Origin of the sequence: Prosthecobacter sp., from assembly GCF_014879935.1 — a bacterium.
Taxonomy (GTDB): Bacteria; Verrucomicrobiota; Verrucomicrobiia; order Verrucomicrobiales; family Verrucomicrobiaceae; genus Prosthecobacter.
Genome location: NZ_JACSRD010000260.1, coordinates 1 through 15,779 on the forward strand (window position 1 = coordinate 1; position 15,779 = coordinate 15,779).

Here is a 15,779-nt window from a genome sequence, read left to right on the forward strand (position 1 = left end):
AATTCCGAGCTACGTGGAGTGCAGCTTCAGGCTGTGACCGTTTGCCGAGAGAGTGTGAGAAATGCAGGTTAGTAGGTGAACAGGCCCTTCACACCGAGCGCAGGCGCAGGCTCCTGTCCCTGGACCTTCATGGCCCGGTTCAGCGCCTCGGCCATGCGTTGCTTCATGTGTTTGGTGAGGCGCCGTCCTTTGCGGGCACGCTGGACAGCCTTGTGCGTCATCGGTTCCAGGCTGGCGGCCACCAGATCGTGATTGCCGAGCGCGTGCTCCGTCATGATGCCATCCAAAGGCTGCACGCCCATGTTGCGCTCGATTTCGTCTTGTCCCATGCTCTCATCCTGATTTGAAATCCGAGATTTGAAATCTGAAATTCATCTTATGCGCGTCCTCCTGACCACCACCAGCTACCAAGACACCCCCGGCGACCACCATGCGCTGCTGGAATCGCAGGGCTTTGAAATTCATCGCGAGCGCGGCCCTCTGCCCGAAAGCCGCATGCTGGAGCTGGCGGGCGATTTTGACGCCTTTCTTTGCGGTGACGACGAAATCACCCGCGCCGTGCTCGACAAATCCCTGCCACGGCTCCGCGTCATCTCGAAATACGGCATCGGTCTCGACAAGATCGACGTGGCGGCCTGCACGGAGAAAAAACTGCCCGTTCTCTTCACTCCGGGTGTCAACCACACCACCGTGGCCGAGCACACCTTCTGCCTGCTGCTCGCCCTCGTGCGCAATCTGGTCGATTCCGCCAATGCGGTGCGAGAAGGAAAGTGGAAGCGCGTCACCGGCCATGAAATCTGGAACAAGACCATCGGCATCGTCGGTCTCGGCCGCATCGGCCAGGAAGTCGCACGCCGCGCCGCTGCTTTCGGCATGAAAATCCACGCCATGGACCTGCCGCAGTACTGGCCCAAGGCTTTCGCCGATGAATTCAGCATCACCCAGCATGAAACCATCGAGACCATGCTCCCCCACCTCGATGTGCTCAGCCTCCACGCGAATCTGAGCGAAAGCACCCGCCACCTCGTCAATGCGGCGCGTTTGAAGCTGGCGAAACCCGAACTGCTCGTCGTGAACACCTCCCGCGCCGAACTCGTTCACATGCAGGACATGATTGCCGCGCTCGATGCCGGCCAGGTCGGCGGCTACGCCACCGACGTGCTCGATGAAGAGCCTCCGCCCGCCGATCATCCGCTGCTGAAGCACCCCAAAGCCCTCATCACGCCGCACATCGGCTCACGCACCTATGAAAGCGTGCCCCGCCAGGCCATGCGCGCGACCTTGAACCTCGTGAACTACCTCAAGGGCGAGAAAGACGTGATCCAGGCGAACAAGTGGTGATGGGAGGTCCTGCTGCTTGCAAAAGCCACATGAGGCACTGCTTGAAGCGGATTCCATCAGCGCCACAGGCTTCTGAAGATCGGCATGGGGCTTCGCAGCGGCTGATGCGCTTGATAAAGCTTCAGTCGTTCCCGTGAACCGGCGGCCTCGGCGCTTTCCGTTGGCAGCGTTTTGAGAAACGACTGCTCCAACTGGATGGCCTCCGCATAATTCCGCTCCGCCGCCCGTGCTGCCGCCTGGGCGACCAGGACTTCAGCCCGAGACGTTTGCAGAGCGGCGGCTGCCAGACTGGCATACTGGCTGGCTTTCTGGCTGTCACGGATCTCCTGATCCGGGCAGGTGGCCAGCAACCAGGCGAGATCGACAAAAGTGAACGTATAGCCAGGTGTGACCTGCGCCCCCTTCTCGTAGTCAGCCAGCGCGGCTCGAAAATCCCCTTTGGCGTGGTAGGCGCGGCCTCGGAGGTCAAAGTTGACTCCTTGGGGATCAGCTTTCACCGCGATGTCCAGATCGGCAATGGCGCGGTCGTAGTCGCCCATTTGGAGATAGGCCAGACTGCGTGCCCTGTGGATGTTTGAATGCCCGGGGGCCAGGCGCAGCGCCTCGGCATAGTCGGCCAGCGCCTTGTCGTAGTTTGAGAGAGCCGCATGGGCATTGGCCCGGTTGTTGAAGAAGCCGGATTCAGCAGCGTGCTGCTTGATGGCCTCGTCATAGACGGTCACGGCCCCCTTGTAGTCCCCTTGTCCCCAACGCTGGTTCGCCTTCTGATAAAACTCGCTGACGGTCTGTGGAGCACCTCCGAGCTTCTTCACCAGTCTGTATTCAAAGGAGAGGCGGTCTGCCTTGTTCTCGACCTCATTGACCGAACTGACCGTCATCCACCCGATCATGCCTTGGGAAGTGCGCACCAGGCAGGTAACAGGCCATTGGCCCTTTCCCAGCCTGAGGGGCTCCGTGGATGCCGGCAACGTTGCGGCCAGGCTCATGGTTTGACTGGCGGAGCTGGTGTATGCCGCCATGCCATCCACCCACTTTCCAAACAAGCATCCTCGTGGGTGAATCAAGATGTCTCCCGCTTCCTCGCTGAGGCTGAAATCCACTCCGCCCTCTGCATTCGCCTTGTCCCAATCGGCTTTGATCTCGTCCTTGCTGGCAGCCGAGGGAGTCCGGATGAGAAAGGTCTTCCCTGCTGCGAACTGAAAATGCGGCACCGCATCCTTCGACGCCACTCGAAGCGCATGATGCCGTGTCTCATCAAAGACGTGATCCTCTCCGGATGGCGCTGTTGAGGCCGGGGATGTGGCCGATGCCGCTGGATTCGTTCGGGGGCCGTCTTTGCCGGATGGTTTGAGCTGATCATCAGGGCTCTCCAATGCCGTCTGCAGCCTCGCTGCGAGATCATCCGCCTCTTCGTGAGTGAGATTGCCGCTGATCTCCATTCGTCCGTCACTGATCTCGGCCATGATGAGGGGTGCGGCGCGAATCTGCCCGTCAATCGCGACCGCCAGCCTCCTGCCTTTGCCTTCGCGCGTGACTGCGGCGAAGCGCTGCCGGCCGCTTTCGGTGAGTTGAAGAGCGATCTTCGAACTGCCGGACTTGTGCGCCGCTTCCACGGACAGCAAGGCGGACTGATCGAGCAATACGGTCTTTTCGACGTTCAGTGTTTGCTTCTGCCCGCGACCGGCGAGGGGTATCGGCTCGGTTTCCGCGGATGGCGTCTCACGGACCCAACGCAGTTGGAGAGAACCCGGAGAAGAATTCCGGGCAGGCCCCGTCGTGGAGGTTTCTGCCGGCCTGCCAACCACCTCGGCCAGGAGCGAGGACACCATGCGGTAGCAGATCGTCTTCTGCTTCGGAGTCAGCGATCCCGCAGTCAACTTCGCACGGTAGAAAGCGGGCAAGCCCGGCAGAGGCCGTCCATTCACCGCCGCCTGAAGTCTCACGAACGCTTCCTCCATGTCCGTGTCCGAGTATGGGCACTCGTCTTTCCGAAAAGCCGCCAGCTCTTCACGGGAGTATTCAAACGCCTTCGGCTTGCGGGCGATCTCGGCATGCAGGTCAGAAAGGGCCTTTTCCACATCGTCCGGCCCACGTCCGAAGCTGGAGGGCAGCTCCATCAGGGCGACAAGGTCATTCCGCACCTGGGTCATGACCTCCTCAGGAGCGCGGAAGACAAACAGGTTCGGGTGTTTTGCCTTGAACCGATCCAGTTCCGTCGCAGGCACGGGCATCCATTGCTCGATGAGCCGTTGGAGTTCCTCGTCACGCACGGCATGCAGGTCGGAATGATCCGGGTAGAGCAGCGTGAACGTGGAACACACCCAGCAGAAGCTGGACTCAAAAACCTCCTCCTTGCCACGATACAGCCGCAGCCCGTGGATGGGAAAATGGCACCAGTCATGCCCGCCTTCCTCTGTGCGCACCGCCGCAGCGAGATGAGGAAGCAGCGGCACAAGCTGCTCCTTGGTGAGCGTTTTCCGGTCGAGCACGTCCGCCGTCGTTCCCATCGGATAGATCGGAAACTTGGTGCCTGGGATGCGGTCGAGTCCGGACTGATGCGCCGTCAACCGGCTGAGTTGCTTGTTTGGAACGATGTCGAAATCGAGCAAAAAGATCTCCGCATGATCTGCCTCCAGCAGCGACGTGGCAAGTTTCTCGCGATGCTCACCTCGGGCCGCCTTGGTGATCTCATGATAGGAGTCCGTGGTTCTGGGTTCTTTGGCCGAAACAGATGGCTTGGTCGGAGTCGGCGGCCCTGGTTTTCCGTCCTGCGGTTCGTTGGCACCAGACCGGACCGACCAAACAACTCCCTTCGCGCTGCCGATCTCCTGCTCGTTGAAGTGATAGGTCTCGTCATCCTCCGTGCCGAACACCATGTCGGGTCCGGGAAGCCCGACATGGCCGCTGCCGCCTTCTGACGCAGGCGGCTCATATCGGAGGTTCAGAGTCTGCCCCCCGGAAGCCACATCAAGACCTTGCGCTCCCAAAAAACCGATGCCGCGCTGGTTGTGGCGGGCCAGCAGGTGCTCGACGTCAGCGGGCCATTTGCCGTATTCCGAATGATAGTGACGTGCGGCGGTTGCGATCTCGCGAAGGCCGGCCGTGAATGCTGTTTTGCGCGTCGTTGCCTCGCGAGCCGTGAGCTTTGCGGACGCCACCACCAACCAGGGGGCCATGAAGTAAAGGGCCAGAAGGACGAAGCACGCGACCGTCATCCGGGCCGCCATCTTCGTGGCGGCGCCCTGAATGCGTCGTTGCGTCCAGGCATGGAGGCCAAAAGCGCCGGCAATCTCGAATGCCAGCACGACCTGTGACAGCGAGCTTTTAAGGCCGAAGAGTGCGAGACGGGAAGACTGATCCAATGCTTCGCCGGCGACCGGCATCCATAAGTTCCCGAAAAAACGGAGCAGTATGACAAGTCCAAGAGAGGCGATCACGGAGAAAACCGCCCTCCGCACTGGACCCAGCACGCCGTAGCGCGACTCCCGGAAAAGACGCCAGCCGGAAATGATCCCCGCGATGAACGGCAGCACCACCCCAGCAAGCAGTGCTCCATTGTTCTGCCCCCAGCCCCAGCTTTGCCATGCGTACCCACCCACTCCCAGCATGAGGCCTCCGGCACCGAACAGACCGACGACGATCACCGGCAGCCCCCACTCTGCTCCAGCAGGACAGGCTCGCGAGTCGTTAACCGATTGCTGCGGGGCTGCTGCACGCCCTGCCTGCCTGAACATGAAACCCCTTCTGCGTGCGAGAGCGAGAATGATGGCCGGAATCACGAGTCCCGGCATGACGGCGGCAGCGGCGATGGCGAGCACTTCACGACCCGACACGCCGCCGGAGGTCAGCAGCACGATCACCCCCAGCAACGTGGCGACAGGAAACGCGAGGATCAGAATGATCCACACGAAGCGCGGGACGGAAGATGGCAGACGCGGGGCCTCAGGCGTCAAGAACGGCTGGGCCTGATCCTGATTCTCCACCGTTGCCGCCTCCACCTGCGTGCGGAACTCCGCCGCGGTGGCGAAGCGCAGTTCGGGTGATTTTTCCAAGGCGCGCAGCACGATCTCGTCGATGCGGATGTCCACCTGCACGCGCTTCGAGGGGGCTTCGAGCTTTTCCGTTGGACGTTCGCCGGTGAGCATCTCATAAAGCACGACGCCGAGGCTGTAGATGTCGGCCCGGTGATCGGCGTTGCCGCCGGCCTGCTCCGGTGCGGCGTAGTCGGGGGTGCCGAGCGCCGTAGTCTGCGAGTCCTCTCGCGGCACCTCATATCCTGAGCCGCGGGCGGAGTCACTGGCCACGATCTTCGCGATGCCGAAGTCGGCGATCTTCACCACACTGTTTTTGTCGATGAGCAGGTTCTCCGGCTTGATGTCGCGATGCACGATGCCGTGATCATGCGCGCATTGCAGCGCCTCGCAGACCGGTGGCACGATGCTCAGCGCTTCCTTCGGCGTGAGGCGCTTGGCTTGCAGAAGCTGGCGCAAGTTCACGCCATCCACGAACTCCATGAGCAGGTAGTAGAATCCCCCCGCCTGCCCGAAGTCATGGACGCTGACAATGTTGGGATGATTGAGCCGCGCGAGCGCCTGGGCCTCGCGCTGAAACCGTTCTGAGAAACCCCTCTGGCCGGCGAGCTCGGCGGGCAGGATCTTCAGCGCCACAAAACGGTCGAGCTGGGGCTGGCGGGCCTTGAACACGGCCCCCATGCCGCCGCTTCCGATCAGGCCGATGATCTCCAGATGCGGAAAGGCGGCACGCACCTCGTCCAGATCCGGCGGACGATGCGGAACGAACGTTCCATCCGCCGTGGGAGCCAGCGCCTTGGCGAAAACGCAGCGCGGGCACAGCCAGCCGGCGGCTTCGTCAGGAATGGCGGTGCCGCATTGCGGGCACGTGGGCGAAGTGGGGGTGTGCATGCCTGTTCCTTGCCGGTGGGAAGCGTGAGGTTACACAGATTCAGCCATGAACAGCGCACAAATAGCGCAGCTCGTCGTCAACATCGGCCTCGTCATCGAGCGTCTCCGCGATCTCCTGCCGCAGCAGCTCGCGGAAACGCCTGCGCAGGCGGTGCACGGCCACTTTGACCGCGCCTTCACTCATCCCCAGTGTTTTCGCCGTCTCGGCATGGGATGCGGCACCGTCTCCCATCAGCCAGGGGCGCAGAGCTTCAAAGTGGGCGCGTCTGTCCTGGGCATGCTCGGCGGCGAGCGCGGCCACCGCGCGGTTCATCACCGCCACGGCCCACTCACGGTCAAACACCTCCGCTGATGGCGTCGCCGCAGGATCGCCGATCAGGTGCGCGGCAGATTCTTCGCCGCCTGGATCCAGCGTCTCGTGCTCCAAAGCGCCACCCCGTTTCTCCCTGCGGGCGCGGTTCAGCACGCCGCTGACGAAGTATTTCACCGCGCCAAGCAGATAACTGCGGAATCTCCCGCGTCCTGGATCAGGCCCGGCGAAGCCACGCTGCAACAGGTGGGCGAAAAACGAATGGGCATGCTCCCGGGCGGTGTCGCCATCGAATCCGGAGCGCCGCAGGAAGACAAAGACCGGCTGGTAATACGCCGCGCACAGGTCACTGAGGGCCGCCCGGCCCTCGGGCGAAGTCGCATTCGCACGGAGCACCAAGGTCCAACGAGTGGGCATGAAACGACCGGGACTTGGAGTGGTTGGCATAGGCAGGCGTTTGATTCCTTGAAGCTGGAGGCCGCGAAGTTACACGCCGGCGAGGATTGGTGCCGAATTCACTCCACCACGGCCGTCCTACAGCAACCCGTGCTCACGAAAGCTGAAGTAGGGCAGCGCACGCGATTCGGCAGGCGTGCCGATGATGATGTGATCCTGCAGCAGGACGCCGGTGGCTTCGGAGCCTTCACGGAGGCGGCGGGTGATGCGGCGGTCGGCATCGCTGGGCGTGGGATCGCCGGAGGGGTGGTTGTGAATGAGCACGAACGCATGGGCGTTGTGGACGAGCGCTTTCCGCAGAAGATCGCGAGGATGGGAGATGCACTCGTTCAAGCTGCCTTTGAAGACCTCTTCCGCGCGAATGACAGCCAGGCGTGTGTTGAGCAGGATGATGCGCACGGATTCGTGGCCCAGCGCCTGCAACTCAGGCCCGATGAACTCATAGATCCGCGGAGGAGAATCGAGAATGATCTCGGCGTGGGAGGGCTGTTGCGCGGCGCGGCGGCCGAGTTCGAACGCGGCGGCGAGTTTGGCGGTCTTGGCAGGGCCGAGCGCTTTGATCTTGCTCAGCACGGCCGGTTCGAGGCGGGAAAGATCACGCAAGGACTTGTGATCACGCAGGATGCGCTGGCCGATCTGCAGCGCGTTTTCACCCTTGGTGCCGGTGTTGATGAAAAGCGCGAGCAACTCGGCATCTGACAGCGCCTGCGGGCCGAGACGGAGCAGCCGTTCGCGTGGACGATCATTTTCCGGGATGTCGTGGATGCGGCTCATGAGTCGGTTCGCTGGTCTCAGGGCTCCGTTCGCAGTTCACACGATCCGCGGCCATCAGTGGATGGCACGGCAGTGGTCCAGCAGGCTGTGCAGATAACCGACGATGTCCTCCAGCGCCTGCTTGTAGGGCGTGGCGGCCAGGCCGATGAGATCCGCGCGGGCGGAGACGAGCAGATCCTGCGCGAAACGCACCGCACGCTCGACCGCGCCGTCGTAATCGGCGATTCCGGCTAGGATGGAGGTGTCCATCGGCTCACCTTTGAGCAGCATGCGGTTCAGCTTCTGTTTTTGCGCCTCGGTGGCCCCTTCCAGGAGATACAAGATGGGCAGGGTGAGCTTTCCACGCGCCAGGTCGGTGCGCAGTGTCTTGCCCACGGTCTTTTCATCGCCGACGAGATCGAGGCAGTCGTCGTAGATCTGGTAGGCGGTGCCGAGCTTGCGGCCATAATCGCGCAATGCCGCCTGAACGGCCTCCGGTTGCTGATTGAGACGGGCGCCGAGCTCGCTGGCGACGGCAAAGAGCGCGGCGGTCTTCATCTCGATCATCTTGAGATAGTCGGCGACGGAGAGATTCAGGTCGAAACGGCGCTGCGTCTGCAAAATCTCGCCCGAGCAGACATCGCGCGAGGCACGGGCGATGGTGCGGCAGACGTGGGTGTCATCAAATTCGGTCGCGAGTTCGAGCGCGTAGGCGAAAAGGCTGTCGCCGAGCAGGACGCTGAGGCTGCTGCCCCATTTCGCGACGGCGGTGGGCTGGGCGCGGCGGATGTCAGCGCCGTCCATGATGTCGTCATGCACCAGCGAGGCGATGTGGACGAGCTCCAGGATGACCGAGAGGCGTGTGTGCCCCTCATGTGTGCCGCCGGTGGCCCCACCTGCCAGCACGGCGAGCGCCGGGCGGATGCGTTTGCCGGACGTTTTGCAGACGTAGCTGACGTAGCCTTCCACGCCGGGATCGAACGCACGCGCCTGTTCGAGGATGGCCGCCTCCACGTGTTCCAAGTCGGCCCGGACGAGGTGAAACGGGAAGACCGGGTTGCTGGCGTTGACGGTGGCGGAAGCTGACATGCTGGGATTCCATCCACCACGGCAAAGGCTTCGTCAAATGGCGGACGACCACGTAGGAAACTCGAACTTTCAAAAGAATTGAAAGCCGCCCGGTTCTCAGCGTGCCTTCACGGCCAGCAGGCCGCTGACAATGGCGTCCGCGAGTTTTTGCCGGTGGGCGGGATCGGCGCAGCGGCCTGCCTCGCGTTTGTTGCTGATGTAGCCGCACTCCACCAGCACGGCGGGCATGCGCGTCTCCCGCAGAACTTTGAAATCCCCCTGAAAAATGCCGCGCGAACCACCCGGGACGCGGCTCTTGAGCGTGCGGCTGACCGCGGAGGCGAGCGTCCGCCCGCGAGGGCTGCGATAATAGACCTCGCCGCCCGAAATCAGGGTCTTGCGGCTGCCATTGAAATGAATGCTGACGAAGATGGAGGAAGGCACGCGGTTGGCGAGGCGGGCACGCTGGTCGAGCTCCACAAAACTATCCGTGCGGCGGGTCATCACAGTTTTGACGCCACGTGATTTCAAGCCGGCCTCCACACGCTTTGCCACATCGAGACAGAGCTTCTTTTCAACCAGACCATGCCAGACGGAGCCGCCATCCTTGCCGCCATGGCCCGCATCGATCACGACGGTGGAAAAGCGGATGCTTTCAGCCGTTGCCTCGATGGCGGAGCCGCCCACCAGCAGCGCCAGCCATGCCGCAGCGATGCGTGAGAGGAGGCGCGGCACGATCAGCGGGGAATTTTCAGCGTTTTGCCAGCGCGGATGAAGTCGGACTTCATGCCGTTGGCCGCCTTGATTTTCGCCACCGTGGTGCCGTTTTTGCGGGCGATGGCGCCGAGTGTGTCGCCGCTCTTGATCGTGTAGGAGCCGCCTTTGCCTGAGGACTTCGACTTGGAGCTGCTCTTTTTCGAGGAGCTGCCGCGTGAGCTTCGCGAGGAGCTGCCGTGTGAGGAACGCCAGGAACTGTAGTCCATGCCTGATCCCATGCCGCCCTCGGCCGCCCAGTCCGTCTTGTAGTCGCCATTGTCCGCGAAGGGATAATCACGATGCGCCATGCTGTGCGGCGGCGTGGTGGTGGAGCCGTTCAGATTGATGACAGGCAGGTCCTTCGGCAGCCCTTTGATCTGGCCCGAGTTTTCACACGAGGCCAGCAGCAGCAGGACCGGGGTGACTTTCAGCAAATGCGTGGCGGGACGGCTCATGCGGAGTTTCAGGCGGCCATTGTCGTGCAGTTCAACGGCGAATCAATCCGGCGTGTGAAAACGGCTGATCTTTTGCTTCACGCGCGGGACGCCGTTCCTGTCCTTCTCCAGGACGAGCACGCGCTCATGGTAGTATTGCGTGCCGCTGGAGGGCAGGCTGTAACGCCATTCCGTGTCCTCCGGCAGGTTCCGCTCCATGGGGTTCTTGATCGTGTTGTAAATCGTCCGGCCGTCCATGCCGATGCGCACGAGCTTGAATTTGCGCTCGGTGAATCCCTGGGCGTAGCGGGTGCTGGTGGAGCCTGCGTAACGCACCGCCTTCATCGCCTCGGTCACACCGTAGCCGTAGTTCACCATGCAAAACACCATCATCAGGACCGGAATCAGGACAATGACGGCCGGGGTGAGGAGGTACCAGTTCTTCGTGAAGAATTCCTTGTTCATGAACGGCCATGCTGCTGGAAAGGCCGGAGGCAGGCAAGACAAAATGCGGCACGAATTGCCCCACCCGCCTCATCTCCTGCCGCACGCGGCTCAGAGACGCTGGTCTCCAGGACTCTGCGGCACTTCGGAGTTCGTGTAGCGCAACTCGCCATTTTGAATGGCCAGGAACCTGGCCGCGCCGCGGATGTCCTCCTCGCTGAGGCCGGGCACCACAAAAATCCGGCCCTTCATCGCACCACGTGCCGGCATGCCGCCGCGAACGATCGAGCGGACCGTTTCGAGCACATCTTCACCTTCGACAAAGTTCAGCCCGGCGGTCTGGGCCATCACGCTGGTGGAGGCCAGTTCCTGGGCGTTACGGCGGTCACGGGCAGCGTAGATCGCGTCATTTTGGTTAATCATCGGGATGGCCAGCGCGAGCAGCACTCCAATCACGGCCAGCACGAGCAGGACTTCAAACAGGCTGAATCCGGAAGGAGTCAGGCGGGATGGGCGGCGGAGTTGTAAGAGTGTCGTCATGGCCGTGAATGAATTATGGCATCAAATTATGATAATTATCTCATTTCCGCAAGCTTGAATTATCAAAATTATATTTTTGCGCGAACGGGCGTCTCAAACGTGAGAATTCGCGCCTGAACTGGCCTCCCTTGGATCGCTCCATTTGAATCTCACCCGCCCGACTTCACGCCGTTTTGCTGAACCAAGCCAGGAACTCGCGATTGCCATCGCCCCCTTGGATCGATGACTCCACCAACGACTGCCAGCATAGTTCTGGCTGCGAAGTCACGAACTGCTGGATGCGGTCGCAGGCCTTGGCATGCAGTTCCGGCTCCCGCACGATGCCGCCCTTGCCCACCTCCTCCCGCGACAGTTCAAACTGCGGTTTCACAAGCACCACCGCATGCCCGCCGGGCCGCAGGACCTGTAAAACGGCCGGCAGCACCAAGGTCAGGGAGATGAAGGAGAGATCAGCCACGAGGATGTCCACCTCCTGGCCGACATCCTCCGGCTTCATGTGCCGGAGGTTGAACTGCTCGCGGGAAACCACCCGCGGATCGCTGCGCAGCTTCCACGCGAGCTGGTTGGTGCCCACGTCGTAGGCAAAGACCTTCACCGCGCCGCGTTGCAGCAGGCAGTCCGTGAAACCACCGGTGGAGGCACCCACATCCAGCGCCACCATGCCTTTGACATCGACGCCGAAGTGATCCAGCGCCCCTTCGAGCTTCAAACCGCCGCGACTGACGAATTTCGGCCGCTCCCGCACCGAGATTTGCTCCTGCTCCTTCACCAGCCAGCCCGGCTGCGTGATGCGGCGGCCCATCACGCTGACCTCGCCGGCCATGATCAGCCGCTTCGCCTGCTCGCGTGAGGGCACGACGCCGAGCTTCACCAGCGCCAGATCGAGTCGTTCACGGGCCATGGCTTGTGAGCGCGGCTTATTTCCGGACGGGCAGGATGAGCTCATCACCGGCCTCGATGCGGACGCCAGGCAGAGACACGCTGGTGTCGATGTCCACCACGGCCTCGGCCGCTTCGATTGTCTCGCTGATGATCACACGGCCGACCAGGCCGTCTCCACGCCGCACGTCGAACTTCATCCCTGCGGCCAGTTCCTTGTTCTTGCCCGCATTGATCACGGCGAAGCCTTGATCGTGATGGACTTCGATCACCTTCGCCATCGCCGGCATGCCGAGCAGTTGTTTCTGCAAAGCCGTCAGCGGGGCCGCCGCCGGCGCGGGAGAGGAAGCCGGTGCGCCGGGCATCAATCCGCTGCCGAGGGGCGGAGCGGCTGTGGCAGGCACTTCAGGAGCCGCAGGCAGCGATGCCACCGTCGTCGGCTCGATCGGTTTGGCGGCATCACGTGCCGATTGTTGCTTGCGCACGAGTTCCAGCTCCCGGCGTGCCCCACGCGCCTCCTCCTGCGCCTCCCAGGCCAGATAACCGGTGATGGCGAGCAGGATGATCGTGAGGGCCAGGGCAAAGTGAGAAAGGCGCATAAGAGCGCCATGCTAGACGCAAGCACCGCCACGTTCAACCCTGCACGCCATCAGCGCAGCAATCCCAGCAGCTCACGCATGCGCAGCTCGATGTTCAGCAGGCTCGCCTGCACGCCCGCCAGCCAGTCCATGTCCGCTCCGTCCGGATGCTGCTGCACCAGCTTGTCCGTGGCATTCAGGGCGGCGGCGAACAGCGGCAGGCTCTGCTCCAGATCCACCACCAGGAACTGCCACTGGTCCTTCTCCGACTCGCTGAACTGCCGGAGCACGTGAATCAGATGCGCCGCCAGATCCGCCACGGTGGAAAGCAGCCGCAGCACCGCCGGCCGTGTGCGCACCTCCTCATTGAACACGAGCAGCCCCTGGAAGCGACGCAGCTCCTTCGCCAGCGCGGCGGAACGTGTCAGCGGATCACGGTCCACCTTGCTCTTTTCCCCACCGGCTGGCGTTTTCCGCGGCGGTTCGATGAGCGGGTCGTTCTTCACCGCGCCAAATGGATCCGCCCCCGGTTTCACCGGCTGGAACGGATCATCGATGCCGGGACTGTGCAGCGCATCGGCCGCGCGGGCATTCCGGCCGCTGCCCAGCAGGAAATGCTTCCGCCGCGCGCGGTTCTGCCGCAGCAGCGCCGCCTCCTCGTCCTTCGTGAGCTGCCAGCGTGGCGGGGAGACACGCAGTTGCAGATGCCATGACTGGATCAGCACCCGCTGGTGGTCTTGATTGAACCACTCAAAGAAAAGCAGGTTCTTCAGCCCTGGAGGCGCGGGCAGCGTCGTCACGCCCGCCTGCCGGCTGCGCCGGGGCAGCTTCGCCACACGGTAGGATGCCGTCATCACCCCGCTGTAGCCATGCTGCAGCGCCGCGATGCTGCCCACATGCTCTTCATTCACCTCCGGCAGCGGATTGTGAAAGTCCACGCGGCAGCCCGCGATGTCCCGCAGGAAATTACCCACCAGCTCCACCCGCACCGGCTGGTTTTGGCCCGCCAGATGCAACACCCCTGTCACCAAGCCGGGCACCTCATTCGAGAGGTACCCACCGAGGATCGACGATTCCAGGCAAATAATCATTACTTGTCATATAAATTAGAAGGCGCGTGCCACTGCCGCAAGTTCGCATCCCTTCATCCCGGAAATTAAATGCACCGACCACGGCTGTCCCCCTCTCCGCATTCGAATGCGTGGAACGTTGGCAGGATTGTTGCTTGTTCCACATCCGATCCGGTGTAACGCCCCTTTCCCCCAAACCTGAACCCCACATCCAATAAACACATCCATGAAAGACCTCGTCTATCTCAGCCGCGCCTTCGTTGAATTCGGCCCCTTCACCAAGAAGGAAATCCTCGACTTCCAGAAACGTGGCATCCTGTCCTCCGCCGACTACCTCCGCAGCGATGGCAGCGACTCCTGGCTGCACTACGAGGAGTGGCTCACCATCGTCCCGATCACCGAGCCAAAGCTGGTCAAAAAGCCCGTCGCCGCCAAAGAAGCCGCCGCCCCGGCCAAGGCTCCTGCCAAGAAGGCCAAAAAAGCCGCCTGAAGCACCTTCCACGGCCCGCAGACCTCCGTCTGAAAGGCTGTTTGAAGCGCGTCCCGCCTCCGTGCTGGACGCGCTTCTTGTTGCATGCGAATAGCCCGCCGTGAGCGAAAGCGCCACCACTAGCCGCACCTTCCGCAACGAGCTCTGGCGCTCGCTGCCCTCCGGCGTGATCGACACCCTCACCGCCACCTTCGGCATGCTCATCGCCGTCCGTGTGTTTCACATGGGCGATGCCGCCAAGTCCCTCTTCCTCAGCGCCACCAGCGGCGGCATGGTCGCCAGTCTGTTCGTCGTCCCCCTCCTGTTGCGGGCACAAAGCACCATCCCCCGCACCGCGGCGAAGGTCCAGATGCTCGGCGGCGCCTGCATGGCCGTCTCCGCCGCCTTTCCACGCGATCCGCTCCTCTACGTCGCCGGTCTCAGCCTCGGGCTCTTCTGCCTCTCCATGCAGATCCCGCTGATGACGCAGATCTACCGCATCAACTACCCCGCCCACGTCCGTGGAAAACTCTACGCCGTCACCGGCGTCACCCGGGCCGCCGCCGCCGTCTGTTTCGGCTTCGCCGGCGGCAAGATGCTCGGCTGGCAGCTCGACACCTACGCCTGGCTGCTCTGGGGCTTCTCCGCCAGCGGCTTCATCTCCGGCTTCTGGACCTACGGCCTCCCCGCCACCCCGTGGGAGGCCCCGGAAAACTCCAGCACCAGCCTGTGGAGTTCCATGCGCTGGATCCGCCAGGACCATGACTTCCGCACCCTTCTCATCTCCTGGATGCTCATGGGCATCGGCAACCTCGCCGCCTGCAGCCTCTTCGTCGAATACCTCGCCAATCCCCGCCACGGCCTCAATCTCCCGGAATTCGAAGTCGCCTGGATCACCGGCGTCATCCCCGTCCTCGCCCGCGTCCTCTTCTCCTATCCTTGGGGACTCGCCTACGACCGCTTCCACCTCTTCACCGTCCGTGCCGTCCTCAATGTCTTCTTCGCCGCCGGCATCCTCTGCTTCTACCTCGGTCACGGTCCCGGCTGGTGGAGCCTCGGCATGGGCCTCTGGGGCATGGCCAACGCCGGCGGCAACGTCACCTGGGCCCTCTGGGTCACCAAGCTCGCCCCCAAGCACGCCGTCGCCGAATACATGAGCGTCCACACCTTCCTCACCGGCCTGCGCGGCCTCATCGCCCCCTCGCTCGGCTTCGCCATGGTCAAAGTCATGTCCTTCGACACCTTCGCCATCGTCTGCGGCCTCGTCATCCTCTCCGCCAGCGGTTTCATCACCGTCCGCGCCCGCACCAGCGACCCCGAAACCTCCAAACGCCTCAGCCCCGGCGCACGACCGGAGCGTTTGTGACCGCACATCCGACCGACGCCCAGGCCTTCAATCACCTCTGAAAAGGAAAAGCTGACAAATCCACCGGGCCTGTTCAAACTCATACCCAGCTTCCAACAAACGCCATGAGTGCCGTCATCGAAACCGAACAAGAGCTCACTGGGGATGCCCTGCGCATCCTCCAGCAGAATCTGCCTCCCCACAAAGTGGCCCGTCTGCTCTCCATCTGGCACGTCGGCCAGGGCGACGACACCCAGGAACGCCAGGCCCTCTTCGCGGGAGAAACGGTGGATTCCTTGTTTGAGCAGGCCATGACTTACCAAACCAAGTAACCACCTGCCTTTTTGGCGCTTCGCTATGCTGGGTGGGTAAAAGCTGAAGGGATTTGCAGGTCGAGACGGCCGGCCATCCAGT

At 62.5% G+C, this 15,779-nt stretch carries 16 protein-coding genes; 4 read left to right on the forward strand and 12 right to left on the reverse strand.

The window, feature by feature from the left end:
- Positions 1-68: 68 nt before the first annotated feature.
- Positions 69-329, reverse strand: coding sequence for a hypothetical protein (locus IAE77_RS28995; protein ID WP_294234786.1), 261 nt, complete (start codon positions 327-329; stop codon positions 69-71).
- A 49-nt stretch (positions 330-378) separates the two neighbouring features.
- Between IAE77_RS28995 and IAE77_RS29000 the strand changes: the two genes are divergently transcribed.
- Positions 379-1,341, forward strand: coding sequence for a phosphoglycerate dehydrogenase (locus IAE77_RS29000; protein WP_294234789.1), 963 nt, complete (start codon positions 379-381; stop codon positions 1,339-1,341).
- A gap of 56 nt (positions 1,342-1,397) precedes the next feature.
- Here the strand turns inward: IAE77_RS29000 and IAE77_RS29005 are convergent, their stop codons facing one another.
- From IAE77_RS29005 to IAE77_RS29055, 11 genes are all read right to left on the reverse strand, one after another.
- Entirely contained in the window at positions 1,398-6,263 is a 4,866-nt protein-coding gene (locus IAE77_RS29005; protein ID WP_294234791.1) for a protein kinase, read from the reverse strand.
- Between the two features lie 40 nt (positions 6,264-6,303).
- Positions 6,304-6,990, reverse strand: a complete 687-nt coding sequence (locus tag IAE77_RS29010; RefSeq protein WP_294234794.1) for a sigma-70 family RNA polymerase sigma factor — start codon at positions 6,988-6,990, stop codon at positions 6,304-6,306.
- Positions 6,991-7,107: 117 nt separating this feature from the next.
- Positions 7,108-7,803 (reverse strand): DNA repair protein RadC, encoded by a 696-nt coding sequence (gene radC / locus IAE77_RS29015; protein ID WP_294234797.1) that lies wholly within the window; start codon positions 7,801-7,803, stop codon positions 7,108-7,110.
- A gap of 54 nt (positions 7,804-7,857) precedes the next feature.
- Positions 7,858-8,871 carry a polyprenyl synthetase family protein gene (locus IAE77_RS29020; RefSeq protein WP_294234800.1) on the reverse strand — a complete coding sequence of 338 codons (1,014 nt, stop codon included), beginning with the start codon at positions 8,869-8,871 and terminating at the stop codon, positions 7,858-7,860.
- A gap of 96 nt (positions 8,872-8,967) precedes the next feature.
- A complete protein-coding gene (locus IAE77_RS29025; protein ID WP_294234802.1) occupies positions 8,968-9,585 on the reverse strand; it encodes an N-acetylmuramoyl-L-alanine amidase in 618 nt (205 codons plus the stop codon).
- A 2-nt stretch (positions 9,586-9,587) separates the two neighbouring features.
- Positions 9,588-10,061: a LysM peptidoglycan-binding domain-containing protein gene (locus IAE77_RS29030; RefSeq protein ID WP_294234804.1), complete on the reverse strand. Its 474-nt coding sequence runs from the start codon at positions 10,059-10,061 to the stop codon at positions 9,588-9,590.
- A gap of 42 nt (positions 10,062-10,103) precedes the next feature.
- A complete protein-coding gene (locus IAE77_RS29035) occupies positions 10,104-10,505 on the reverse strand; it encodes a hypothetical protein (RefSeq protein WP_294234807.1) in 402 nt (133 codons plus the stop codon).
- Positions 10,506-10,595: 90 nt separating this feature from the next.
- Complete coding sequence (locus IAE77_RS29040; RefSeq protein ID WP_294234810.1) at positions 10,596-11,024, reverse strand: prepilin-type N-terminal cleavage/methylation domain-containing protein; 429 nt, start codon at positions 11,022-11,024, stop codon at positions 10,596-10,598.
- A 163-nt stretch (positions 11,025-11,187) separates the two neighbouring features.
- Positions 11,188-11,925 carry a TlyA family RNA methyltransferase gene (locus IAE77_RS29045; RefSeq protein ID WP_294234813.1) on the reverse strand — a complete coding sequence of 246 codons (738 nt, stop codon included), beginning with the start codon at positions 11,923-11,925 and terminating at the stop codon, positions 11,188-11,190.
- Positions 11,926-11,941: 16 nt separating this feature from the next.
- Positions 11,942-12,502, reverse strand: a complete 561-nt coding sequence (locus tag IAE77_RS29050; RefSeq protein WP_294234820.1) for a hypothetical protein — start codon at positions 12,500-12,502, stop codon at positions 11,942-11,944.
- A 50-nt stretch (positions 12,503-12,552) separates the two neighbouring features.
- The gene (locus tag IAE77_RS29055) at positions 12,553-13,572 is read right to left on the reverse strand and encodes a hypothetical protein (protein WP_294234823.1); all 1,020 of its coding nucleotides are present in this window, start codon (positions 13,570-13,572) and stop codon (positions 12,553-12,555) included.
- Between the two features lie 205 nt (positions 13,573-13,777).
- On the opposite strand from IAE77_RS29055, the gene IAE77_RS29060 reads away from it, so the two are divergent.
- The 3 genes from IAE77_RS29060 to IAE77_RS29070 all read left to right on the forward strand — a co-directional run bounded on the left by IAE77_RS29060 (position 13,778) and on the right by IAE77_RS29070 (position 15,697).
- Positions 13,778-14,041: a hypothetical protein gene (locus IAE77_RS29060; protein WP_294234825.1), complete on the forward strand. Its 264-nt coding sequence runs from the start codon at positions 13,778-13,780 to the stop codon at positions 14,039-14,041.
- Between the two features lie 100 nt (positions 14,042-14,141).
- The gene (locus IAE77_RS29065) at positions 14,142-15,386 is read left to right on the forward strand and encodes an MFS transporter (RefSeq protein WP_294234829.1); all 1,245 of its coding nucleotides are present in this window, start codon (positions 14,142-14,144) and stop codon (positions 15,384-15,386) included.
- Between the two features lie 104 nt (positions 15,387-15,490).
- Positions 15,491-15,697: a hypothetical protein gene (locus IAE77_RS29070; RefSeq protein ID WP_294234832.1), complete on the forward strand. Its 207-nt coding sequence runs from the start codon at positions 15,491-15,493 to the stop codon at positions 15,695-15,697.
- Positions 15,698-15,779: the final 82 nt, after the last annotated feature.